Origin of the sequence: Micromonospora sp. SL4-19 (assembly GCF_047921475.1) — a bacterium.
In the GTDB taxonomy this organism is placed as follows: Bacteria; Actinomycetota; Actinomycetes; order Mycobacteriales; family Micromonosporaceae; genus Micromonospora.
Genome location: NZ_JBLROB010000015.1, coordinates 101,402 through 119,179, shown reverse-complemented (window position 1 = coordinate 119,179; position 17,778 = coordinate 101,402). Strand labels below are relative to the sequence as shown.

Below are 17,778 nucleotides of genomic sequence, written 5' to 3'. Positions count from 1 at the left end.
GTCCGGATGATTCCGGGCCGGAGAGATCAGCCGGGAAGGAATCGGGCCTTCCCTCATTCCGGTGACATTCCGTATTGCCGGCGCCACGAGATGATAATTCCTCTCAATATCCCGAAATGGCGCGGCTGCTCGCGTCCGGTGATGAGAATGTGGCGACAGGAAGGCGCGAAACGGGGGGACGCATTATGGACTTGTGGCGACGATTGTCGCTGGCGGCCGCGGCCATCGCGGCCACACCGTTGGTCCTCGGTGGCTGCATCGCCGAACGGAAGGGCAGCCGCCCGGCCGAGGGGCGTGCCGGGCCGCCGGAGTTGACCATCACGCCCGCCGACAGAGCGAGCGACGTGCCGATCAGCGCCGAGGTGGGGACGGTGGTGAAGGGCGGACGGATCACCACCGTACGGATCACCGACGACAAGGGCGCCGAGGTCAAGTCCGAGCCCCGTGAGGACGGGTCGGCCTGGGTCCCGAGCGCGCCGTTGCAGCCCCGTCGGACGTACACCGCCGAGGTGACCGCCACCGGCGGCAAGGGGAAGACGACCACCCGGAAGACGACCTTCACCACGATGCCGACTTCAACGAAGCCGGCGACCACCAGCAGGTTGTATTTCGCCAACAATGAGACGTACGGGACCGCGATGCCGGTGGTCGTCACGTTCGACCCGCCCATTCCCAAGGACGCCAGGGTCGATGTGCAGCGCCGGTTGTTCGTCAAGACGGATCCGCCGCAGCCGGGGACCTGGTCGTGGGTGGCGGACGGCACGCAGGTCGAATACCGGGCCCCCGACTTCTGGCAGCCCGGCACGAGGATCAGCGTCCGGAGCGCCCTGGAAGGGCTGCCGATCGGGAAGGACCAGGTCGGGGACGCCGACCGGACGGCGACCTCGAAGATCGGCCGGCAGGTCTCGCTCGACATCGACAACGCCACCAAGCAGATGTCGGTCTATCAGGACGGCAAGTTGCTGCGGAAGATTCCGGTGAGCCTCGGCAAGCCGAGCACGCCGACCTCCAGCGGCAAGATGGTGATCATGGAGAAGTTCCAGTACACGACGTTCGACACCCGGGGCGACCCGATGGGTGGCTACGTGGTCGACGTCGAGGACGCCCAGCGACTCACCAACGGAGGCGAGTTCATCCACGGGGCGCCGTGGTCGGAGGGGGACCAGGGCAACACCAATGTCTCGCACGGCTGCACCAACCTCTCCGCCGCCGCGGCGGACTGGCTGATGGGAATCACGCAGGTCGGTGACCTGGTGACGGTCAAGGGCACCGAGGTGACGCTGGACGCGGGCAACGGCTGGACGGCCTGGAACGTCAGCTGGGACGAGTTCGCCAAGGGCAGCGCCCTGCCAGTTCCGGCGGGGCTCCGACCGAGCCCGACCCAGCCGGCTGACCCGGGTGCCGTGACCAGCGAGTCACCGCAGCCCGCCCCGTCCGTAAGCGGCGGCTGACCCGAAGACGTACGAAACGAAGTGGCCCGCTACGGCGGGCCACTTCGTTTTGGTGCTTCGGCTCGTACGGGGCTGGTGCGACCCCGAAGGCCCGTACAACCGATCTCGCGTGGCTCCCGTCTATAGGTGGGATCCCAACGGAGGTTTGGCGAATGCGGGACGAGCCCGAAGCGGAATACATCGAGTACGTCACGGCGCGGCTGCCCGGCCTGCGCCGGCTGGCGTACTCGCTCTGCGGCGACGACGACCGGGCGGATGATCTGGTCCAGGAGGCGGTGACCAAGCTCTACCTGAAGTGGTCGAAGGTTTCCCAGGTAACCCATCTGGACGCCTACACACGCGCGATCGTGGTGCGGACCTTTCTGGACAGTCAGCGCAAGGGCTGGTGGCGGGTGCTGCTGTCCGGCCAGGCACCCGATCTGCGGCGCACGGTGGACTCCGGGGCGGAGGAGCGGGCGGTGCTGCGGGACGCCCTGGCCCGGGTGCCGGCCCGGCAGCGGGCCGTCCTCGTCCTGCGCTACCTGCATGACCTGCCGGTCAACGAGGTCGCCGATCTCCTCGGCTGCTCCGTCGGCACGGTGAAGAGCCAGGCCTCACACGGATTGAAGACGATGCGGCGGCTGCTGGGCGACCAGGAGTTCGCGGCGAGTGGGACGAAAGGGTGAGGTGAGATGCAGACCGACGACGAATACACGATCAGCATGCTGCGCCGGCTGGACGACGAGCCGACCCGACCGAGTCAGGTGGACCTGTTCCAGGCCGTCGGTACGGCGCGGCGCCGGCGCCGCGCCCGCCGGGCGGCCGGGATGGGCGGCGCGGCCGTACTGGCGGCGGTGGCGGCGACCGTCGTACCGCTGGCCCTCCACGGGGTACGCCCGGGAGGGCCGGATGACCGCCTTGCTGGGGAGATGACGGGCACCGCCAGCCCCTCCGCACCGTCGGTGGCCCCGCCGGCGTCGGTGGCCCCACCGACGAACTGCACGGTGCACGCGTTGCCGGTCCCGGGCGGTGATCCGATGAGCCTGGTGACCGGCGGGGATCCAACGGGACGGTTCCTCCTCGGCCGGTCGTACCCGGTGGGCCACAAGGGCAGCTATCCGGTGCTGATCTGGGACAACGGGGTGCCGCGCCGGGTGAACCTGCCCGGCTCGGACCAGCGGCTGGCCGACATCACCTCGGCTGGAGTGGCGGTGGGTGCCGGCTGGACGGCGAAGGGCCCGGTCGCCCACCTCTATCGGGACGGCAAGGTCAGCAAAATGCCGGGCGGTGAATCGGCGGAGGCGCTGGCCATCAACGGCGCCGAACGGGTCGTCGGCTACCGCGGCGGGCCGGGAAATGCCCGGCCCATCATCTGGTCCAGCCCGTCAACCTCGGCGGTGGACCTGCCGATGCCCCCTGGGCAGGGGTGGGGCATGGCGGTCGACATCGACGAGGACGGCACGGTGATCGGCGTCCTGCACGGCCGGGACGGCACAGTCGCCGCCTCCGGAGGGCCCGTGCACTCCCGGCAGGGATACCTGTGGCGGCCGGACGGCACCGGGCAGGAGTTGCCGAAACCGACGGTCGCGGGTGCTCCCGCCGACGAGTTCATTCCCCAGTCGATCCGCGACGGCTGGGTGACCGGCCTCGCGGTCCGATACGACCCGGATGCCCCTGGCCGGACGGTCGGGGGGACGGACGCGGGGGTCAAGCCGCCGCTGGACCCGAGCGGCAAGCCGACGGACATTGCAGAAGTCAGGACGCTGGTGCGGCTGCACGTGGCGACCGGAGAGTTCGTCGCCCTCCCGCCCAAGGCGCTGTCCAGCCTGGCCGGCAACGGGCGCTGGGTGGCGGGCTCGATCGACGACGATCACGTCGGCCTGCTCACCGACGCGGGCCTGCTGATGCTGCCGAGCCTGCACAAGCACACATTGCCGATGGTCAACGTGCTGAGTGACGACGGGCGAACTCTGGCGGGGCAGAGCGACAACTCGAAGGGCGACCCGCAGGCCGTGGTCTGGCGTTGCCGGTGACCGTCGACCGGGCCGCCGGCGGCGGCGGCTTCGCCGCCGGCTGACGATCGACCGACGCCCCGGTGCGGGTTGGCCGCACCGGGGCCTGCCCGACGAACGCTCAGGTCTCGGAGGGCTCCTGGTCGACGGGGTCGGAGACGATGGTGTGCTCATGAATGCGACCGGTGGTGCTGGACAGCGGCATGCCGTTGCCGCCCCAGCGGGTCGCGATGATCTCGGCGGCGATGCTGACCGCGGTTTCCTCGGGGGTGCGTGCCCCCAGGTTCAGGCCGATCGGCGAGGCGAGCCGGGCAAGAGCCGGTTCCGGTACGCCGGCCTCGCGTAGCCGGGTCATCCGTTCGTCGTGGGTGCGCCGCGAGCCCATCGCGCCGACGTACGCCAACGGCAGGTCGAGCGCGACCCGCAACACGGGCACGTCGAACTTGGGATCGTGGGTGAGCACGCAGACGACGGTCCGCTCGTCGACGCGACCCGCCTCGGCCTCGGCGGCCAGGTAGCGGTGCGGCCAGTCGACGACCACTTCGTCGGCGTCGGGGAACCGTCGCCGGGTGGCGAATACCGGCCGGGCGTCGCAGACCGTGACCCGGTATTTGAGGAAGGCGCCGACGCGGGCCACGGCGGCGGCGAAGTCGATCGCCCCGAACACGATCATCCGGGGTCGTGGCGCGAACGCGCTGACCATGACCGTCAGACCGCTGCCGCGCCGCTGCCCGTCGACCCCGTAGTGCAGCAGCCCGGTGCTCCCGAGGGCCAGCATTCCGCGTACGTCGTCGGCGACGGCGTCGTCGGCCCGGGCCGAGCCGAGCGTGCCGTGGCGCGCGTCGGCAGTGACCACCAGGCGACGGCCGGGCCGCCCGGGCGGGCCCTCGATGCAGGTCGCCGTCGCCACGGGACGTTCAGCGGCGATCGCCGCGGCCACCTCCGGCAGTTCGGGGAAGTTGTCCGGGTCGACCCGCTCGACGAACAGGTCGATGATGCCGCCGCAGGTCAGGCCGACGGCGAACGCATCGTCGTCGCTGATGCCGTAGCGTGCCGTCCGGGGCTCGCCGGACACCCGCACCTGCTGGCACAGCTCATAGACGTCGGCCTCCACGCAGCCGCCGGAGACGCTGCCGACGGCGGTGCCGTCCGGGCCGACCAGCATTGTCGCGCCGGCCGGCCGCGGCGCGCTCCGCCAGGTGCTGGTCACGGTCGCCATGCCCACCGGTTGCCCGGCGCGCCACCAGCGCAGCAACTCGTCCAGAACCTCACGCATCGGGGGCCACGTCCAGGTCGTGGTCGTCGGCCACGTCGGCGCACGGCACCACCCGTACCGCTGCGCGGTTGGCCCGCAGGTACGCCCGCGCGCCCGCATCGCCCACCGCCTGCCGCGCCACGCCCGCCCAGTGGTCGCGGCCGAGCAGCACCGGATGGCCCGCGCGGTCGTTGTCGTACCCGGCCATGACCAGGTCCGCCGCGCCGGCGTCGGCGGCGACCCGACGCACCGCCGCGGCGGTCACGCCCGGCATGTCGACCAGCAGCACCACCGTCGCGGTGGCGTCGGTGTCGGCGAGCGCGGCCAGCCCGGCCCGAAGCGAGGACCCCATGCCGGTGTCCCAGAGCGGATTGTCCACGGCGGTGACGCCGTCGAGGTCGGCCGTGGCGCGGACCTCGGCGGCGGCCGCGCCGAGCACGACCACGACGGGCGAGCACCGCGCCTGGCGAAGCGCCGCGACGGACCGGTCGACCAGCAACTGCCCGGCATCGCGGACGAGCGCCTTCGGCATCCCGTAGCGTCGGCCGGCGCCCGCGGCGAGGACCAGTCCCGCCGTCGTCATCCTCGGGTCCGGATCCGCCGGGGGATGTCGGTGCTCATGCCTGCTGTCCTCCCCACCGCGCCGTGGCCGGTGCCCGCAGCCGGCCGGCCGCGATCGCCACCGTCACACCTCCCCAGCATGCATCGGCGGTGCCGCCGACGCCAGGGCGGACAGCGCGGCGGTGAAACATTCCACCGGTGGCTGGACGAGGCCGGCGCCGACCTGCCCGGTGCCGGGCACCCGGCCGGCGATGCCGGTGTTGATCTGGGGGCGCAGGCCGGTGCGGACCACGGAGACGACGTCGATGCCGGTCGGCGCGCCACGGAAATCGAGGATCGGCAACGCGTACGCGGGGTTCTCGGCGGCCGTGATCTCGTACATCTGCGCGGTCGTGCGCAGGGCGTCGGGCACGGTGCCGCCGACGAAGCGGACGATCGCCGGTGCGCCGGCCATGGCGAAGCCACCCAGCCCGGCCGTCTCGGTGATCGCCGAGTCGCCGATGTCCGGGTTGGCGTCGTCCGGGCCGTACGCACCGAGGAACAGTCCGGACGGCACCTCGGCCGGGCCGGTGAACCAGGCGTCGCCCGTCCCCGAGACCTGGATCCCGAAGTCGGTGCCGTTGCGGGCCATCGCGGTGACCACCGTGGCGCCGGGGATGCCTGCCGCCGCCGCGGTCTGCAGCTTCGCCGCCGGCATGACGAGGTTGAGGAAGAAGTGGTCGTTACCGCCGACGAACCGGGCGACCTCGGCGACGTCGGCGGACGGCAGCCCGGCGTCGACCAGGTGCGGAAGCAGGTCCCGCAGCAGCATGAGGGTGCCGGCGCGGTTGCGGTTGTGGCCCTCGTCGCCCATCTGCACCATCTGCCCGATGATCGCCTTGACGTCGATGGGTCCGCCGCGGCGCAGCGCGGCCCGCAGCGCGGGCCCCAGCACCGCGGACATCCAGCGGAGCCGGTCGATCACGTCGGGGGAGTAGGCGCCGTAGCGCAACACCTTGCCGAGGCCCTCGTTGAGGCTGCACCAGCTCGTCCGGTCGTGCGTCTCGTCCCGCAGCACGAACACCCACATCGAGGGCGAGACGACGCCGGCCATCGGCCCGACCCCGCCCCGGGCGTGGCAGGGTTCGAGCTGCACGCTCCCCGCGGCGAGCAACGCCGACGCCTCGTCCGGGGAATCGGCCAGGCCCTCGAAGAGCATCGCGCCGATCAGCGCACCCCGCATCGGCCCGGACGCGCGCTCCCAGGTGATCGGCGGCCCGGCGTGGCAGAACTGCCCGGGCCGCAGCCCGAGCACCTCGGCGGCCGGGCGGACGTCGACCAGCGTCGCGCCCGCCGCGAGCATCCGCCGGGTGGCCTCGGCGTTGGCGGCGGCGCGGCGCGGGTCCGCGAGAACCCGGGCGAGCGGCTCCTCGGTGCCCGCGAGCGGCGGCTGCCACTGCACGGGCAGGTGCGCGACGGCCTGTGCGGCCAGTGCCTCGTCGAACAGGCCGACGCCGGCGGTCACGATCCGGGGTTCGGTGGCGAGGTCGATCACTCAGGGGCCTCCGAAGGCACGAGCTGGACGGCGTGATTCACGAGCTGGACGGCGTGCCGGGCCGCCTCGGCGTTGGACGTGAAGACGGCGGCCCCGGCGTCGCACAGCGCCGACGCCTGCCGATGGAGGCCCTGGGGATCGCCGGCCGTGCCGATCAGCGCAACGACGACGGGGACCTGCGCGGCGGCGATCGCCGCCGCGAGCTCCGCGGCCGGGTCCGGGTGCGAGCCGTGCCCGAGCACGATGTCCAGCAGCACCACCCCGCACGCCGGGTCGGTGGAGTCGGCGAGGAGCCGTTCGACGCGCCGCCCGCAGTCGATCATCGGGTGTGGGCGGCCGCGGGTCAGCGCGTCGTCGCCGAAATCGATCATCGTGTGGCTGTCGGCGGTCAGGCTGGCCGGCAGGGCCCACTCCGGCCGCAGCGGAATGTTCGACCGCACCGGCCCCAGCGCGGCGCTCACGATGAGCATCGCCTCGTCGCACAGTGTCCCGCCGGAGAACAGCCCGCGGATCGTCCCCCCGGTGCCGGCCCGCGGCGTGGTCGGGAGCCAGGCCGGCCAGGGCGACGGGACCGGCGTGCCGAGCCGGCGTAGCACGTCGGCGGCGACCTCGGTCAGGTCGGGGCGGCCCTCGCCGAGCAACGCGAACACCACCGGAGTCGACAGGCGCGCGGCGTGCTCGCTCACCCGGGCGGCAACCTCTGGCGCCGGGGGTTTGGAGATCACCACGATGAGTTCGGTCGCGTCGTCGGCGTCGAGCGCGGCGAGCGCGGCGAGTGTGCTCCGGCCCGCCACGGCCGCCGACAGGTCGCGCCCGCCGACGCCGAGGGCGTGCGACACGCCGACCCCGGCCGTGTCGAGCAGGCTCATCATGTGTTGGGCGCCGGTGCCGGATGCGGCGACCAGTCCCACCGGTCCGGGGCGTACGACGTTGGCGAACCCGAGACCGACACCGCCGACGACCGCGGTGCCACAGTCGGGACCCATCGCGAGCAGCCCGCGCCGCGCGGCCGCGTCCTTGAGCCGGATCTCCTCGGCGATCGGGACGTTGTCGGAGAACACCATCACCGACGTGCCGGCCTCCAGGGCGTCCATCGCGTCGGCGAACGCGTACCGGCCGGGCGTGGAGACGAGCGTCAGGTTCGCCCCGAGCCGCCGTACGGCCGAACCGACCGTGCGCGGCGCGACCTCCGGCGTTCCCTCGGCCGGTGCGGCGGCGGCGTCCATCTCGGAGTCGAGCCGGGCGAGTGCCGCCCGCAACGCGTCGTCGTCGACGGCGGCGACAGCGACCAGCAGGTCGTTCGGGGTGGCATCCGCCGGCAGGGTGAATCCCAGGCCGGCGGCGAGGTCGAGGTTGAGCGGGGTCGCCATCGCGACGAGCCCGGCCGACACCCCGGGAGTGCCGTTGACCGCGCGGCTGACCTGCATCAGGCGTACCGAGTCGCGATAGCTGCCGCGGCGTAGTTCGACGTGGCTGGTCATGCGGTCACCTCGCGGGAAATTGTCGAAACGGCGCGTACGCCGTGCGCCAGGCCGGTGCCGGAGGTGTGGCCGACGCGCAGCAGCGAATCGGCCGCACCCGGCACGCCGGTGAGCAGGGCGGCCAGCTGTGGCACGCATTCGCCGCGCGCCGCGTGCCACAGCAGCACGGCGGAGACGAACACGGTGCGCCGGAACGCCGTCCGCATGACCTCCGCGGCCAGCGCGGGGCCCGCGGGCGAGCCGGTCGCGATGAGTGCGACGAGGGCCCCGGCGAGTACGTCGTCGCCGAGCGGAGTGAGTCCGGGTCCGCGCCCGAGGAGCGCGGCGACCGGCCCGGCCAGCGGCGCGCCGGCCGCGAGGGCCCCCGCGAGCCGGGTGACCGCGGCGGACGTACCGGGGTCGAGCGGTGGTGGGTGCGTGGCGGGAAGCCGACCGATGGCCCGCGGGCGCGCCGGGCGCCACCAGCGCGACGGCCGGTACGTGATCCCACCCAGCGTCAGCTCCCCGCCGCCGACCGAACCGGTGTCGCCGATGCGGACGCCGGACGGTGGCGCGCCGTGGCCGAGGACGAGCGCGCACGGCACCCGGACGGCGCTCGGGGTGGTGAGGCAGACCGCCGGACACGCGGGGTCGTCGGTCCGCAGATAGACCGCCTGGGCGGTGACGGCGGCGACGGTGGCCAGCCGCCGGGGACGCAGCAGCACCGGCGCGACCGATGCCGCGGCGGCGACCGGACGAGGCTGCACGCGAACACCTCCTCCTCGCCGACGATGTCCTGAGGGTAGGTGAGTGGTCTATCGTGCGTTGATGGTCGAAGGTGCCAACGGTGCGGCCGATTCTTCGGCTGAAGTTGCCCAGACGGAACGAGCCGCGCCCGCCGCGACAAAGCGGGCCACGCCCGGTGTGCCGGAGCAGGCTACGCCCGCTGTGGGCCTGCGGGTAGGAGAGATCCTCGGCGTCTCCTCGCTGGCCGGTGCCAGGGTGCTGGCCGGTGCGACGGGTCTCGACCGGATCGTGCGGTACCTGAACATCATGGAGGTGCCGGACATTCTGTCCTGGGTCAAGCCGCACGAGTTGCTGCTGACCACCGGCTATCCGCTTCGTGAGGATCCGCAGGCGCTGGTCAACCTGGTCGGCGAGCTGGACGATCGCGGTCTCGCTGCGCTGGCGATCAAGCTGCACCGGTACCTCGACGAGGTGCCCGCCGCGATGCTCGCCGAGGCCGACCGGCGGGGCTTTCCGATTCTCGAGGTCCCGGCCGGCGTCGGCTTCGCCGACGTGCTCAACGAGGTCCTCGCCGAACTGTTGAACCGGCAGGCGGCGGTGCTCGCCCGCAGCGAGGAGGTGCACCGCGCGCTGGTGTCGGTGGTGCTCGACGGCGGGGACCTGAGCGACCTGGCGGCCGAACTGACCCGGCTGCTGGGCGGGCCGGCGCTCATCACCACGCCCGACGGCCGGGTGCTCGCCAGGGCGGGCGACATCGCCGGCGGCTTCGACCAGTCGGGCCGGTTCCTGATCGAGTCCAAGGGTGCCCACATCGTCGTGCCCATCGTCGCGGGTCGGGTCGACCACGGCCGGATCGTCGCGTTCCCGGCCGACCCGCAGACACCGCTGACCGACGCCGACGTGCACCACCTCGAGCGCGCCGCGACCGTGGCGGCGCTGGCGATCACCAAGGAACTCGCGGTGGCGGCGGTGGAGAGCAAGTACCGTGCCGACTTCCTGCGCGACCTGCTGGCCGGCCGGGTCGAGGACCTGTCGGCCGCGGTCACGCACGCCCGCTCGTTCGGGTGGGAGATCGACCGTCCGTCGGTCGTCGTGGTCGCCGAGCTGGATTCCGAAGCGGTGCCGCCGGCCACCGCCGCGCCGCAGCTGCGGCCGGTCGAGGAGCGCTTCGCGGCAGCCTGGCAGTCAGTCGTGCGCTGGCGCGACCCGCGGGCGGCGGTCGTCAACTTCAACCGGGAGGTGGTGGTCCTGCTCGGCCTGCCGGCCGACGGTGACATCGACCGGCTGGTTGGCGAACTGGTCCGGCTCGTCAAGGGTGACGGCGGCGGCGGGCGGCGCTCCTTCTCACTCGGCGTCTCCCGCCCGGCCGAGGGAGCGCACCTCATGCAGGCCTACGAGCAGGCCCGGGCGGCGGTGCGGATCGGCCGGCGGTTGCACGGCGACGGGGCGCGGACCAGGTTCGACCGGCTGGGGGTGCACCGCCTGTTGTCGCTCATCACCGACCGGTCGGAGCTGCGCGGATTCCTCACCGACGCGCTCGGCGAACTGGCCGTCGACAACCCGGAGAACGCGGACCTGCGACAGACCCTCGCGGTGCTGCTCGAGACCAACTGCAACGTCGCCGAGACCGCGCGGCGGCTGCACTTCCACTACAACACGCTGCGGTATCGCATCGGCAAGCTTGAGCGCATGGTCGGCCCGTTCACCAACGATCCGATGCTCCGGCTCGACCTGATGCTGGCGCTGCGGGTGCTGGAAATCAGAGGGCTGTGATGATCCGCCAAGTCCGCCCCCCAATCTTGGCGAGATTTGCCCATGTGTCTTTGGTCACCGGCGACAGATCCTGATCGGCAATCCGGCGCTGCTGCGCCGTGAGCTGCCGACGAGAGGAGGGTTCATGGCCCTGCTGGGATGGCGAGTCGTGCACGGCGGAAAGACGCCACCGCCCGGTGAGGTGGTACGACCGGACGAGCGGCTCTCCTGGCCCCGGACGGTCGGGCTGGGCGCGCAGCACGTCGTGGCGATGTTCGGCGCCACATTTGTCTTTCCGATCATCATGGGGCTCAACCCCCAGCTAGCGATCATGATGAGCGGCATCGCGACGATCTGCTTCCTGCTGATCGTCAAGGGCGTCGTGCCCAGCTACCTCGGCACCTCGGCGTCATTCGTCGGCGGTGTGGTGGCGATCAGGGCGCAGGGCGGCAGTTCGGCCGAGGTGACCGGCGCCATCCTGGTGGCCGGCGTGATCCTCATGCTGTGCGGCGTCGCGATCCACCTGCTCGGCGCGCGGGTGCTGCACACCGTGCTGCCACCGGTGGTCACCGGCGCGGTCGTCATGCTGATCGGCTTCAACCTCGCCCCGGTCGTGGCCGGCGTCTACTGGCCGCAGGACCAGTGGGTGGCGCTGCTGACCATGCTCGCCGTGATGGCGATGGCGGTCGGCTTCCGGGGCTTCCTCGGCCGGATCGCGGTCTTCCTCGGTCTCGTCCTCGGGTACCTGCTGTCCTGGGTCTTCGACCTGGTCTTCGGCAAGATCAATTCCTTCGATCCCGGTGCCGGCAAGGCCACCGAGCACTTCCGGGTCAACTGGGGCGGCGTCCGCTCCGCCGACTGGTTCGGCTTCCCGCCGAGCACCACGACCGGTGCCGACGGCAAGGAGATCGCCGGCTGGCACCTGCCCGACTTCAAGTTCACGTTCATCCTCCTCGTCCTGCCCGCCGTCATCGCGCTCATCGCGGAGAACGCCGGACACGTCAAGGCCGTCGCCGAGATGACCGGCAACGACCTCGACCCGGTGATGGGCAAGGCGATCGCCGCCGACGGCTTCGGCACCGTGCTGGCCAGCTCGGTCGGTGGCTCGCCGACCACGACGTACGCGGAGAACATCGGCGTGATGGCCGCGACCCGCGTCTACTCCACGGCCGCGTACTACGTCGCGGCCCTCGTCGCGCTCCTGTTCGGCTTCTCGCCCAAGTTCGGGGCGCTGGTGTCGGCCACGCCGGGCGGCGTACTGGGCGGCATCACCGTCGTGCTCTACGGCATGATCGGCCTGCTCGGCGCGAAGATCTGGAAGGAGAACCGGGTCGACTTCGGCAACCCGATCAACCTGATCCCGGTGGCCGCCGGCATCATCATCGCCATCGGCAACACCACCCTGGTGTTCAGCTCGGAGTTCGAGCTCGCCGGGATCGCGCTGGGCACCATCGTCACCGTGGTGACCTACCACCTGGTCCGGGCCATCGCCCCGCGCCACCTGCGCGACCAGCAGCTCGACGAGTCGGCGGGGCCCGCCCCGGTCGCCCCGGCCCAGCGATCCGGCGACGAGGTCGACGCGCCGAAGGTCTCATGAAGCCGGCGTCGTTCGAGTACCACCGGCCGACCGGCCTCGGCGAGGTCCTCACCCTTCTCGCCGAGGCCGGTCAGCACGGCAAGGTGCTCGCCGGCGGCCAGAGCCTGGTACCGGTGCTCAACATGCGGTTGGCCGCGCCCCGGCAGCTGATCGACATCAACGCCGTGCGGGAGCTGGCCTACGTACGGGTGGTCGACGGCGACGTCGAGGTCGGGGCGCTCGCGCGGCACGCCGACCTGGAGCGCGACGCGGCAGCGTACGCCGCGATCCCGCTGCTGCGGCGCGCCACCGCGCACGTCGCGCACGCGACGATCCGCAACCGGGGTACGACCGTCGGCAGCCTCGTGCACGCCGACCCGGCGGCGGAGATGCCCGCGGTGCTCACCCTGCTGAACGGCCACGTCACGCTGGCGTCGACCGGAGGCCGCCGTACGGTCGCCGCGGCGGACTTCTTCGTCGGGCCGCTGGAGTCCTGCATACGGCCGGGTGAGCTGGCCGTGTCGGCGACGTTCCCGGCACCGCCGCCCGGCACCGGCAGCGCCTGGCTCGAGCTGTCCCGCCGCCACGGCGACTACGCGCTCTGCGGCGTGGGCGTGCTGGTGACGCTCGACCCCGACCTGCGGGTCGTCGCCGCCCGGGCCGCCCTCATCTCGGTCGGCCCGGTGCCGGTGCTCGTCGACCTTGCCGACGCGGTGGCCGGCCGGCACGTCGACGCGGCCGACTGGAGTGCCGCCGCGGCCCTGGCCGCCGCGGCGGCCGAGCCGGAGGACGACATCCATGCCACCGCCGCCTACCGCGGGCACCTGGCCGAGGTCCTGACGGCCCGGGCGTTGCGGGCCGCGGCGCAGGAAGCGAGCGCACATGTCCGAACATGACATCCGGTTGTCCGTCAACGGAATCGAGCGGTCGGCGCGGGTGCCGGCACGGCGACTGCTCTCCGACTGCCTGCGTCACGACCTGGGGCTCACCGGCACCCACGTGGGATGCGAGCACGGCGTCTGCGGGGCGTGCACGGTGCTGGTCGACGGCGCCCCGATGCGCTCCTGCCTGCTGTTCGCGGTGAGCGTCGACGGTGCCGAGATCACCACGGTCGAGGGCTGCCGGGCGCCGGACGGCGGGCTCGGCCCGGTGCAGCAGGCGTTCCAGGACTGCCACGGCCTGCAATGCGGCTTCTGCACGCCCGGCTTCATCACCACCATCACGGCCTACCTGCGGGACAACCCGAACCCCACCGAGGCGCAGGCGCGCGAGGCGATCGGCGGAAACCTGTGCCGATGCACCGGCTACCAGAACATCGTGGCGTCGGTCCTGCAGGCCGCGGACATCCTCCGGAGCGAATCGTGAAGGTCTTCGGCGAGCCGATCGCGCGCCTGGAGGATCCCCGGCTGGTCTCCGGTCAGGGGCGCTACCTCGACGACCTCGGAAACCCGGCGACGCTCGCGGCCGCGTTCGTGCGCAGCCCGCACGCCCACGCGCGGATCGTCGACATCGACGTCACCGACGCGCTCGACGTCGCCGGGCTGGTGGCGATCTACACCTACGACGACCTCGAGGGGCGGGTGGCCGAGCCACTGCCGATCCTGATCCCGCACCCGGCGCTGCGGGCACCGCGCACCCCCTGTCCGCTCGCCAACGGCGTGGTGAAACACGTGGGCGAGCCGGTCGTGATGGTGGTGGCCAGGGATCGCTACGTCGCCGAGGACGCGTGCGAGCGGATCCGGGTGGAGTACCAGGCGCTGCCCCCCGTGGTCGGTATCGACACCGCGTTCCGCGCCGAGCACACCGTGCACGACGACGTGCCCGACAACGTCGCCGCGCACCTCGTCCAGGAGGTGGGCGACGCCCGGGCGGCCATCGACGCGGCGCCGCACCAGCTCGAACTCCGCCTCGACATCGAACGCTCCGCGTCGATGCCCATGGAGGGCAAGGGCGTGTACGCCCGCTGGGACGCGCACGACCGGTCGCTGCGTGTCTACTCCTCGACCCAGACGTCGACCTCGCTGCGGTTCGCGCTCGCGCACAAGCTGAGCGTGCCCGTGGACCGGGTCGAGGTGGTCACGCCCGACGTGGGCGGCGGCTTCGGCGTGAAGATCATGCATCCGTGGCCCGAGGAGATCCTCGTTCCGTGGGCCGCGATCCGGCTCGGCCGAGAGGTCAAGTGGGCCGAGGACCGCCGGGAACACTTCATCTCCTCGGCGCACGAGCGGGGCCAGCAGCACACCGTACGGGTCGGGTTCGACGACAGCGGCCGCCTGCTCGGGCTCGACGTCGAGTTCCTGCACGACAACGGCGCCTACACGCCGTACGGCATCGTCGTGCCGGTCATCACCGCCACCCAGCTGCTCGGGCCATACAAGCCGGGCGCCTACCGGGTCGAGTTCCACTCGCTGTACACCAACACCGTCATCGTCACGCCGTACCGGGGCGCGGGCCGGCCGCAGGGTGTGTTCGCGATGGAGCGCACGATGGACGCCATCGCCGATCACCTGGGGCTGGACCGGGCGGTGGTGCGCGAACGCAACCTCATCGTGCCCGACGAGATGCCGTTCGATCAGGGCCTGATGTTCCAGGACGGACGCGGACTGGTCTACGACTCCGGCGACTTCCCGGCCACCCTCGACAAGATCCGCAAGCTGGTCGGCTGGGACGACTTCGAGTCGTACCGGGAGCGGGCCCGTGCCGAGGGCCGACGGGTCGGCATCGGGCTGGCCTGTTACGTGGAGGGCACCGGCGTCGGGCCGTACGAGGGCGCGCACGTGCGGGTCGAGACGAACGGCCAGGTGCACGTGGCGACCGGCCTGACCACCCAGGGCCAGGGCCACGAGACCGTGTTCGCGCAGGTCGCGGCCGAGGAACTGGGGGTGCCGGTCGAGCACGTCACCGTCGTCACCGGCGACACCCGGCGGTTCAAGTACGCGGTCGGCACGTTCGCCTCCCGGGCGGCGGTGATGAGCGGCAACGCCGTCGCGCTGGCCGCCCGCAAGGTACGCGCCAAGGCGCTGCGGATCGCTGCCGAGGCCCTGTCCTGCGCCCCCGGCGACCTCGACATCGTCGACGGCGTCGTACGGTCGCCGGACGGCGCGGAGATCCCCTTGACGACCGTCGCCGTGCTCGCCAACCCGCTGCGGTACGCGTTCGACGGCGAGACCGCCCGCGCCACGCAGTTCGCGGTCGGCGGGCGCACCGACCGGCCGCCCGTCGAGCCGGGTGAGGAACCGGGGCTGGAGGCCACCGACTACTACTCGCCGCTGCGCTCCACGTTCGCCAACGGCGCCCACGCCGCGGTCGTGGAGATCGACCCGGAGACGGCCGACATCAAGATCCTGCGGTACTGCGTGGTGCACGACTGCGGGACGCTGATCAACCCGCGGATCGTGGCCGGCCAGGTCCACGGCGGCGTCGCGCAGGGCGTCGGCGGGGCGCTGTACGAGCGCATCGTCTACGACGAGCACGGGCAGCTGCTGAACGCGTCCTACATGGATTTCCTGATCCCGTACGCCTCCGAGGTGCCGACGGTGGAGATCGACCATCTGGAGACGCCGTCGCCGCTCAACCCCCTCGGGGTGAAGGGCGCGGGTGAGGCCGGCGTCATCCCCGGCGCGGCGGTGCTGGCGGCCGCGATCGAGGACGCCGAGGGGTTCCGCATCGACCGGATGCCGATCTCGCCGGCCGAGTTGTGGGAGCTGCGCAGGCGGCACGAGGCCGGCGAGGTGCCGGGCCTGATGAAGGGAGTTCGCACGTGAAGGTATCCGGCACAGCTGTCCTCCGCGGCCCGGCCGAGACGGTGTACGCCGTGCTCAACGACCCCGCCGTGCTCGTGCGGACCATCCCCGGATGCGAGCGGCTCGAACAGGTGGCTTCCGATTCCTACAAGGCGACGGTCACCGCCGGCGTGGCGTCGATCAAGGGCTCGTTCTCCGGCGCGGTTCACCTGAGCGAGCAGCGACCGCCGCACTCGCTGGTGCTGCGGGCGTCCGGGGCGGGGGCGCCCGGCACCGTCTCGGCCGACGTCAAGGTCACCCTCGCGGACAACGGCGACGGCACGACGCTGCTGTCGTACGACGCGGACGCGGTGGTGGGCGGGATGATCGGCGGGGTCGGTCAGCGCGTCCTCACCAGCGTGGCGAAGAAGACGGCCGGTGAGTTCTTCTCGGCGGTGGACGCGGTGCTCGCCGGGGGGCCGGTCACGGAGCCGGCGCCGCCGGTGCGCGTGCCGGCACAGGTGAGTCCGGAGCCGACGGCGGGTGGGGTGGCGGTGGCCGAACAGACGTCGGTCGCGGCCGCGGTCTACACCCGACCGGTGTCCGCGCCGGCCGCGGGCCAGCGGTCCGCTCGGGACCTCGTCCTCGGACTGGTCGGCGGCGCCGGCATCACGTTGCTCGGGGCGCTGGTCGGTGGCCTGCGGCCCGACGGCGACTTCGCGCTGGGCGTGGCGGCGGGTGCCGGTGTCGCGTTGCTCGGCGCGGTGGTCGGTGGTCTGGTCGCCGGCCGTCGGTGACGGGGGAGGACGTTCATGCGTGCATTCACTGCGGCCGCCGTTCAGATCGCACCGTTGCCCGGCCGGCTGACCGCCGAGTCGGTCCAGGCGAATCTGGCCAGGTGCGTCGAATATCTGCACCGCTGTGTCGACGCCACCGGCGCGGAGCTGGTGGTGCTGCCGGAAACGGCCACCACCGGGTTCACCCCGGGCATGCCCGCGGAAGAGCTGTGGGATCTGCTCGGCCCGCTCACCGAGCCGATCCAGCAGGCCGCGTCGCGGTTGTCGGTGCACGTGGTGTTCGGCAGCTACGCGCGCGGCGAGTCGCGCGGCGAGGTGTACAACGAGGCGTATCTGATCGGGCCGTCCGGCGACGTGCTGGGCACCTACCGCAAGACCCACCTCTTCTCGGGCGAGGACCGGTCCTGCGGCGGCTGGGTGACGCCGGGTGACGAGGCCGTGGTGGTCGACACCGACCTGGGCAGGATCGGCATGATCATCTGCTTCGACGGCGACTATCCCGAGCTGGCTCGCGTACAGGCCGTGATGGGCGCCGAGGTGATCTGCCGGCCCTCGGCCCTGCTGCGCTCGGCCGACATCTGGGAGCTGACCAACCGGGCCCGCGCCTACGACAACCACGTGTACGTGATCGGCGCCAACGCCACCGGCGTCGACCCGGCCGGCGTGCTCTACTTCGGCAATTCGATGATCGTCACGCCGATCGCCGAGGTGGTCGCCCGCGCCGCGTCCCACGAGGGCTGGGTCAGCGCGCGCCTCGACCCGCAGACGGCGTTGGCGTCACTGACGCCCGGCTCGAACGTGCCGCAGCGCTTCGACCACCTCGCCGACCGCAATCTGGCCTTCATCGAGCGGCACCTCGACGTGCTGCGCCGCCCGGCGAGCACCTCGTTTCCGCATGCCCGCTGACGAGGTGTTGGCAACTGTTGACGACG

The 17,778-nt window shown here is 72.3% G+C and carries 15 protein-coding genes; 10 read left to right on the top strand and 5 right to left on the bottom strand.

The window, feature by feature from the left end; all coding sequences use genetic code 11:
* The first annotated feature begins 185 nt into the window (after window positions 1-185).
* From ACNAVT_RS19395 to ACNAVT_RS19385, 3 genes are all read left to right on the top strand, one after another.
* The gene (locus tag ACNAVT_RS19395; RefSeq protein ID WP_416298161.1) at window positions 186-1,451 is read left to right on the top strand and encodes an Ig-like domain-containing protein; all 1,266 of its coding nucleotides are present in this window, start codon (window positions 186-188) and stop codon (window positions 1,449-1,451) included.
* A gap of 152 nt (window positions 1,452-1,603) precedes the next feature.
* Window positions 1,604-2,116: a SigE family RNA polymerase sigma factor gene (locus ACNAVT_RS19390; RefSeq protein WP_416298159.1), complete on the top strand. Its 513-nt coding sequence runs from the start codon at window positions 1,604-1,606 to the stop codon at window positions 2,114-2,116.
* A 6-nt stretch (window positions 2,117-2,122) separates the two neighbouring features.
* On the top strand, window positions 2,123-3,463 hold the full coding sequence (locus ACNAVT_RS19385) for a hypothetical protein (protein ID WP_416298157.1): 1,341 nt from the start codon (window positions 2,123-2,125) through the stop codon (window positions 3,461-3,463).
* A gap of 100 nt (window positions 3,464-3,563) precedes the next feature.
* Here the strand turns inward: ACNAVT_RS19385 and ACNAVT_RS19380 are convergent, their stop codons facing one another.
* The 5 genes from ACNAVT_RS19380 to ACNAVT_RS19360 form a co-directional block, all read right to left on the bottom strand.
* On the bottom strand, window positions 3,564-4,718 hold the full coding sequence (locus tag ACNAVT_RS19380; RefSeq protein ID WP_416298155.1) for an XdhC family protein: 1,155 nt from the start codon (window positions 4,716-4,718) through the stop codon (window positions 3,564-3,566).
* Window positions 4,711-5,280 carry a nucleotidyltransferase family protein gene (locus ACNAVT_RS19375; protein WP_416298153.1) on the bottom strand — a complete coding sequence of 190 codons (570 nt, stop codon included), beginning with the start codon at window positions 5,278-5,280 and terminating at the stop codon, window positions 4,711-4,713. The genes ACNAVT_RS19380 and ACNAVT_RS19375 overlap by 8 nt, the downstream gene beginning before the upstream one ends.
* Window positions 5,281-5,382: 102 nt before the next feature.
* Window positions 5,383-6,792 (bottom strand): DUF1116 domain-containing protein, encoded by a 1,410-nt coding sequence (locus tag ACNAVT_RS19370; protein WP_416298151.1) that lies wholly within the window; start codon window positions 6,790-6,792, stop codon window positions 5,383-5,385.
* A complete protein-coding gene (locus tag ACNAVT_RS19365; RefSeq protein WP_416298149.1) occupies window positions 6,789-8,273 on the bottom strand; it encodes a hypothetical protein in 1,485 nt (494 codons plus the stop codon). The genes ACNAVT_RS19370 and ACNAVT_RS19365 overlap by 4 nt, the downstream gene beginning before the upstream one ends.
* Window positions 8,270-9,019 (bottom strand): DUF2877 domain-containing protein, encoded by a 750-nt coding sequence (locus tag ACNAVT_RS19360; protein WP_416298147.1) that lies wholly within the window; start codon window positions 9,017-9,019, stop codon window positions 8,270-8,272. Before ACNAVT_RS19360 ends, ACNAVT_RS19365 begins: the two co-directional genes overlap by 4 nt.
* A 181-nt stretch (window positions 9,020-9,200) precedes the next feature.
* Here ACNAVT_RS19360 and ACNAVT_RS19355 point away from each other — a divergent pair, with 181 nt between their 5' ends.
* From ACNAVT_RS19355 to ACNAVT_RS19325, 7 genes are all read left to right on the top strand, one after another.
* On the top strand, window positions 9,201-10,772 hold the full coding sequence (locus ACNAVT_RS19355) for a PucR family transcriptional regulator (protein WP_416298145.1): 1,572 nt from the start codon (window positions 9,201-9,203) through the stop codon (window positions 10,770-10,772).
* A 124-nt stretch (window positions 10,773-10,896) separates the two neighbouring features.
* Window positions 10,897-12,348, top strand: a complete 1,452-nt coding sequence (locus ACNAVT_RS19350; RefSeq protein ID WP_416298143.1) for a uracil-xanthine permease family protein — start codon at window positions 10,897-10,899, stop codon at window positions 12,346-12,348.
* Window positions 12,345-13,223, top strand: a complete 879-nt coding sequence (locus ACNAVT_RS19345; protein WP_416298141.1) for an FAD binding domain-containing protein — start codon at window positions 12,345-12,347, stop codon at window positions 13,221-13,223. Before ACNAVT_RS19350 ends, ACNAVT_RS19345 begins: the two co-directional genes overlap by 4 nt.
* Window positions 13,210-13,692 carry a (2Fe-2S)-binding protein gene (locus ACNAVT_RS19340; protein ID WP_416298139.1) on the top strand — a complete coding sequence of 161 codons (483 nt, stop codon included), beginning with the start codon at window positions 13,210-13,212 and terminating at the stop codon, window positions 13,690-13,692. The genes ACNAVT_RS19345 and ACNAVT_RS19340 overlap by 14 nt, the downstream gene beginning before the upstream one ends.
* Complete coding sequence (gene cutA, locus ACNAVT_RS19335) at window positions 13,689-16,091, top strand: aerobic carbon-monoxide dehydrogenase large subunit (RefSeq protein ID WP_416298137.1); 2,403 nt, start codon at window positions 13,689-13,691, stop codon at window positions 16,089-16,091. The genes ACNAVT_RS19340 and cutA overlap by 4 nt, the downstream gene beginning before the upstream one ends.
* Window positions 16,088-16,846 carry an SRPBCC family protein gene (locus ACNAVT_RS19330; RefSeq protein ID WP_416298133.1) on the top strand — a complete coding sequence of 253 codons (759 nt, stop codon included), beginning with the start codon at window positions 16,088-16,090 and terminating at the stop codon, window positions 16,844-16,846. Before cutA ends, ACNAVT_RS19330 begins: the two co-directional genes overlap by 4 nt.
* A gap of 15 nt (window positions 16,847-16,861) precedes the next feature.
* Window positions 16,862-17,752 carry a carbon-nitrogen hydrolase family protein gene (locus ACNAVT_RS19325; RefSeq protein WP_416298131.1) on the top strand — a complete coding sequence of 297 codons (891 nt, stop codon included), beginning with the start codon at window positions 16,862-16,864 and terminating at the stop codon, window positions 17,750-17,752.
* Window positions 17,753-17,778: the final 26 nt, after the last annotated feature.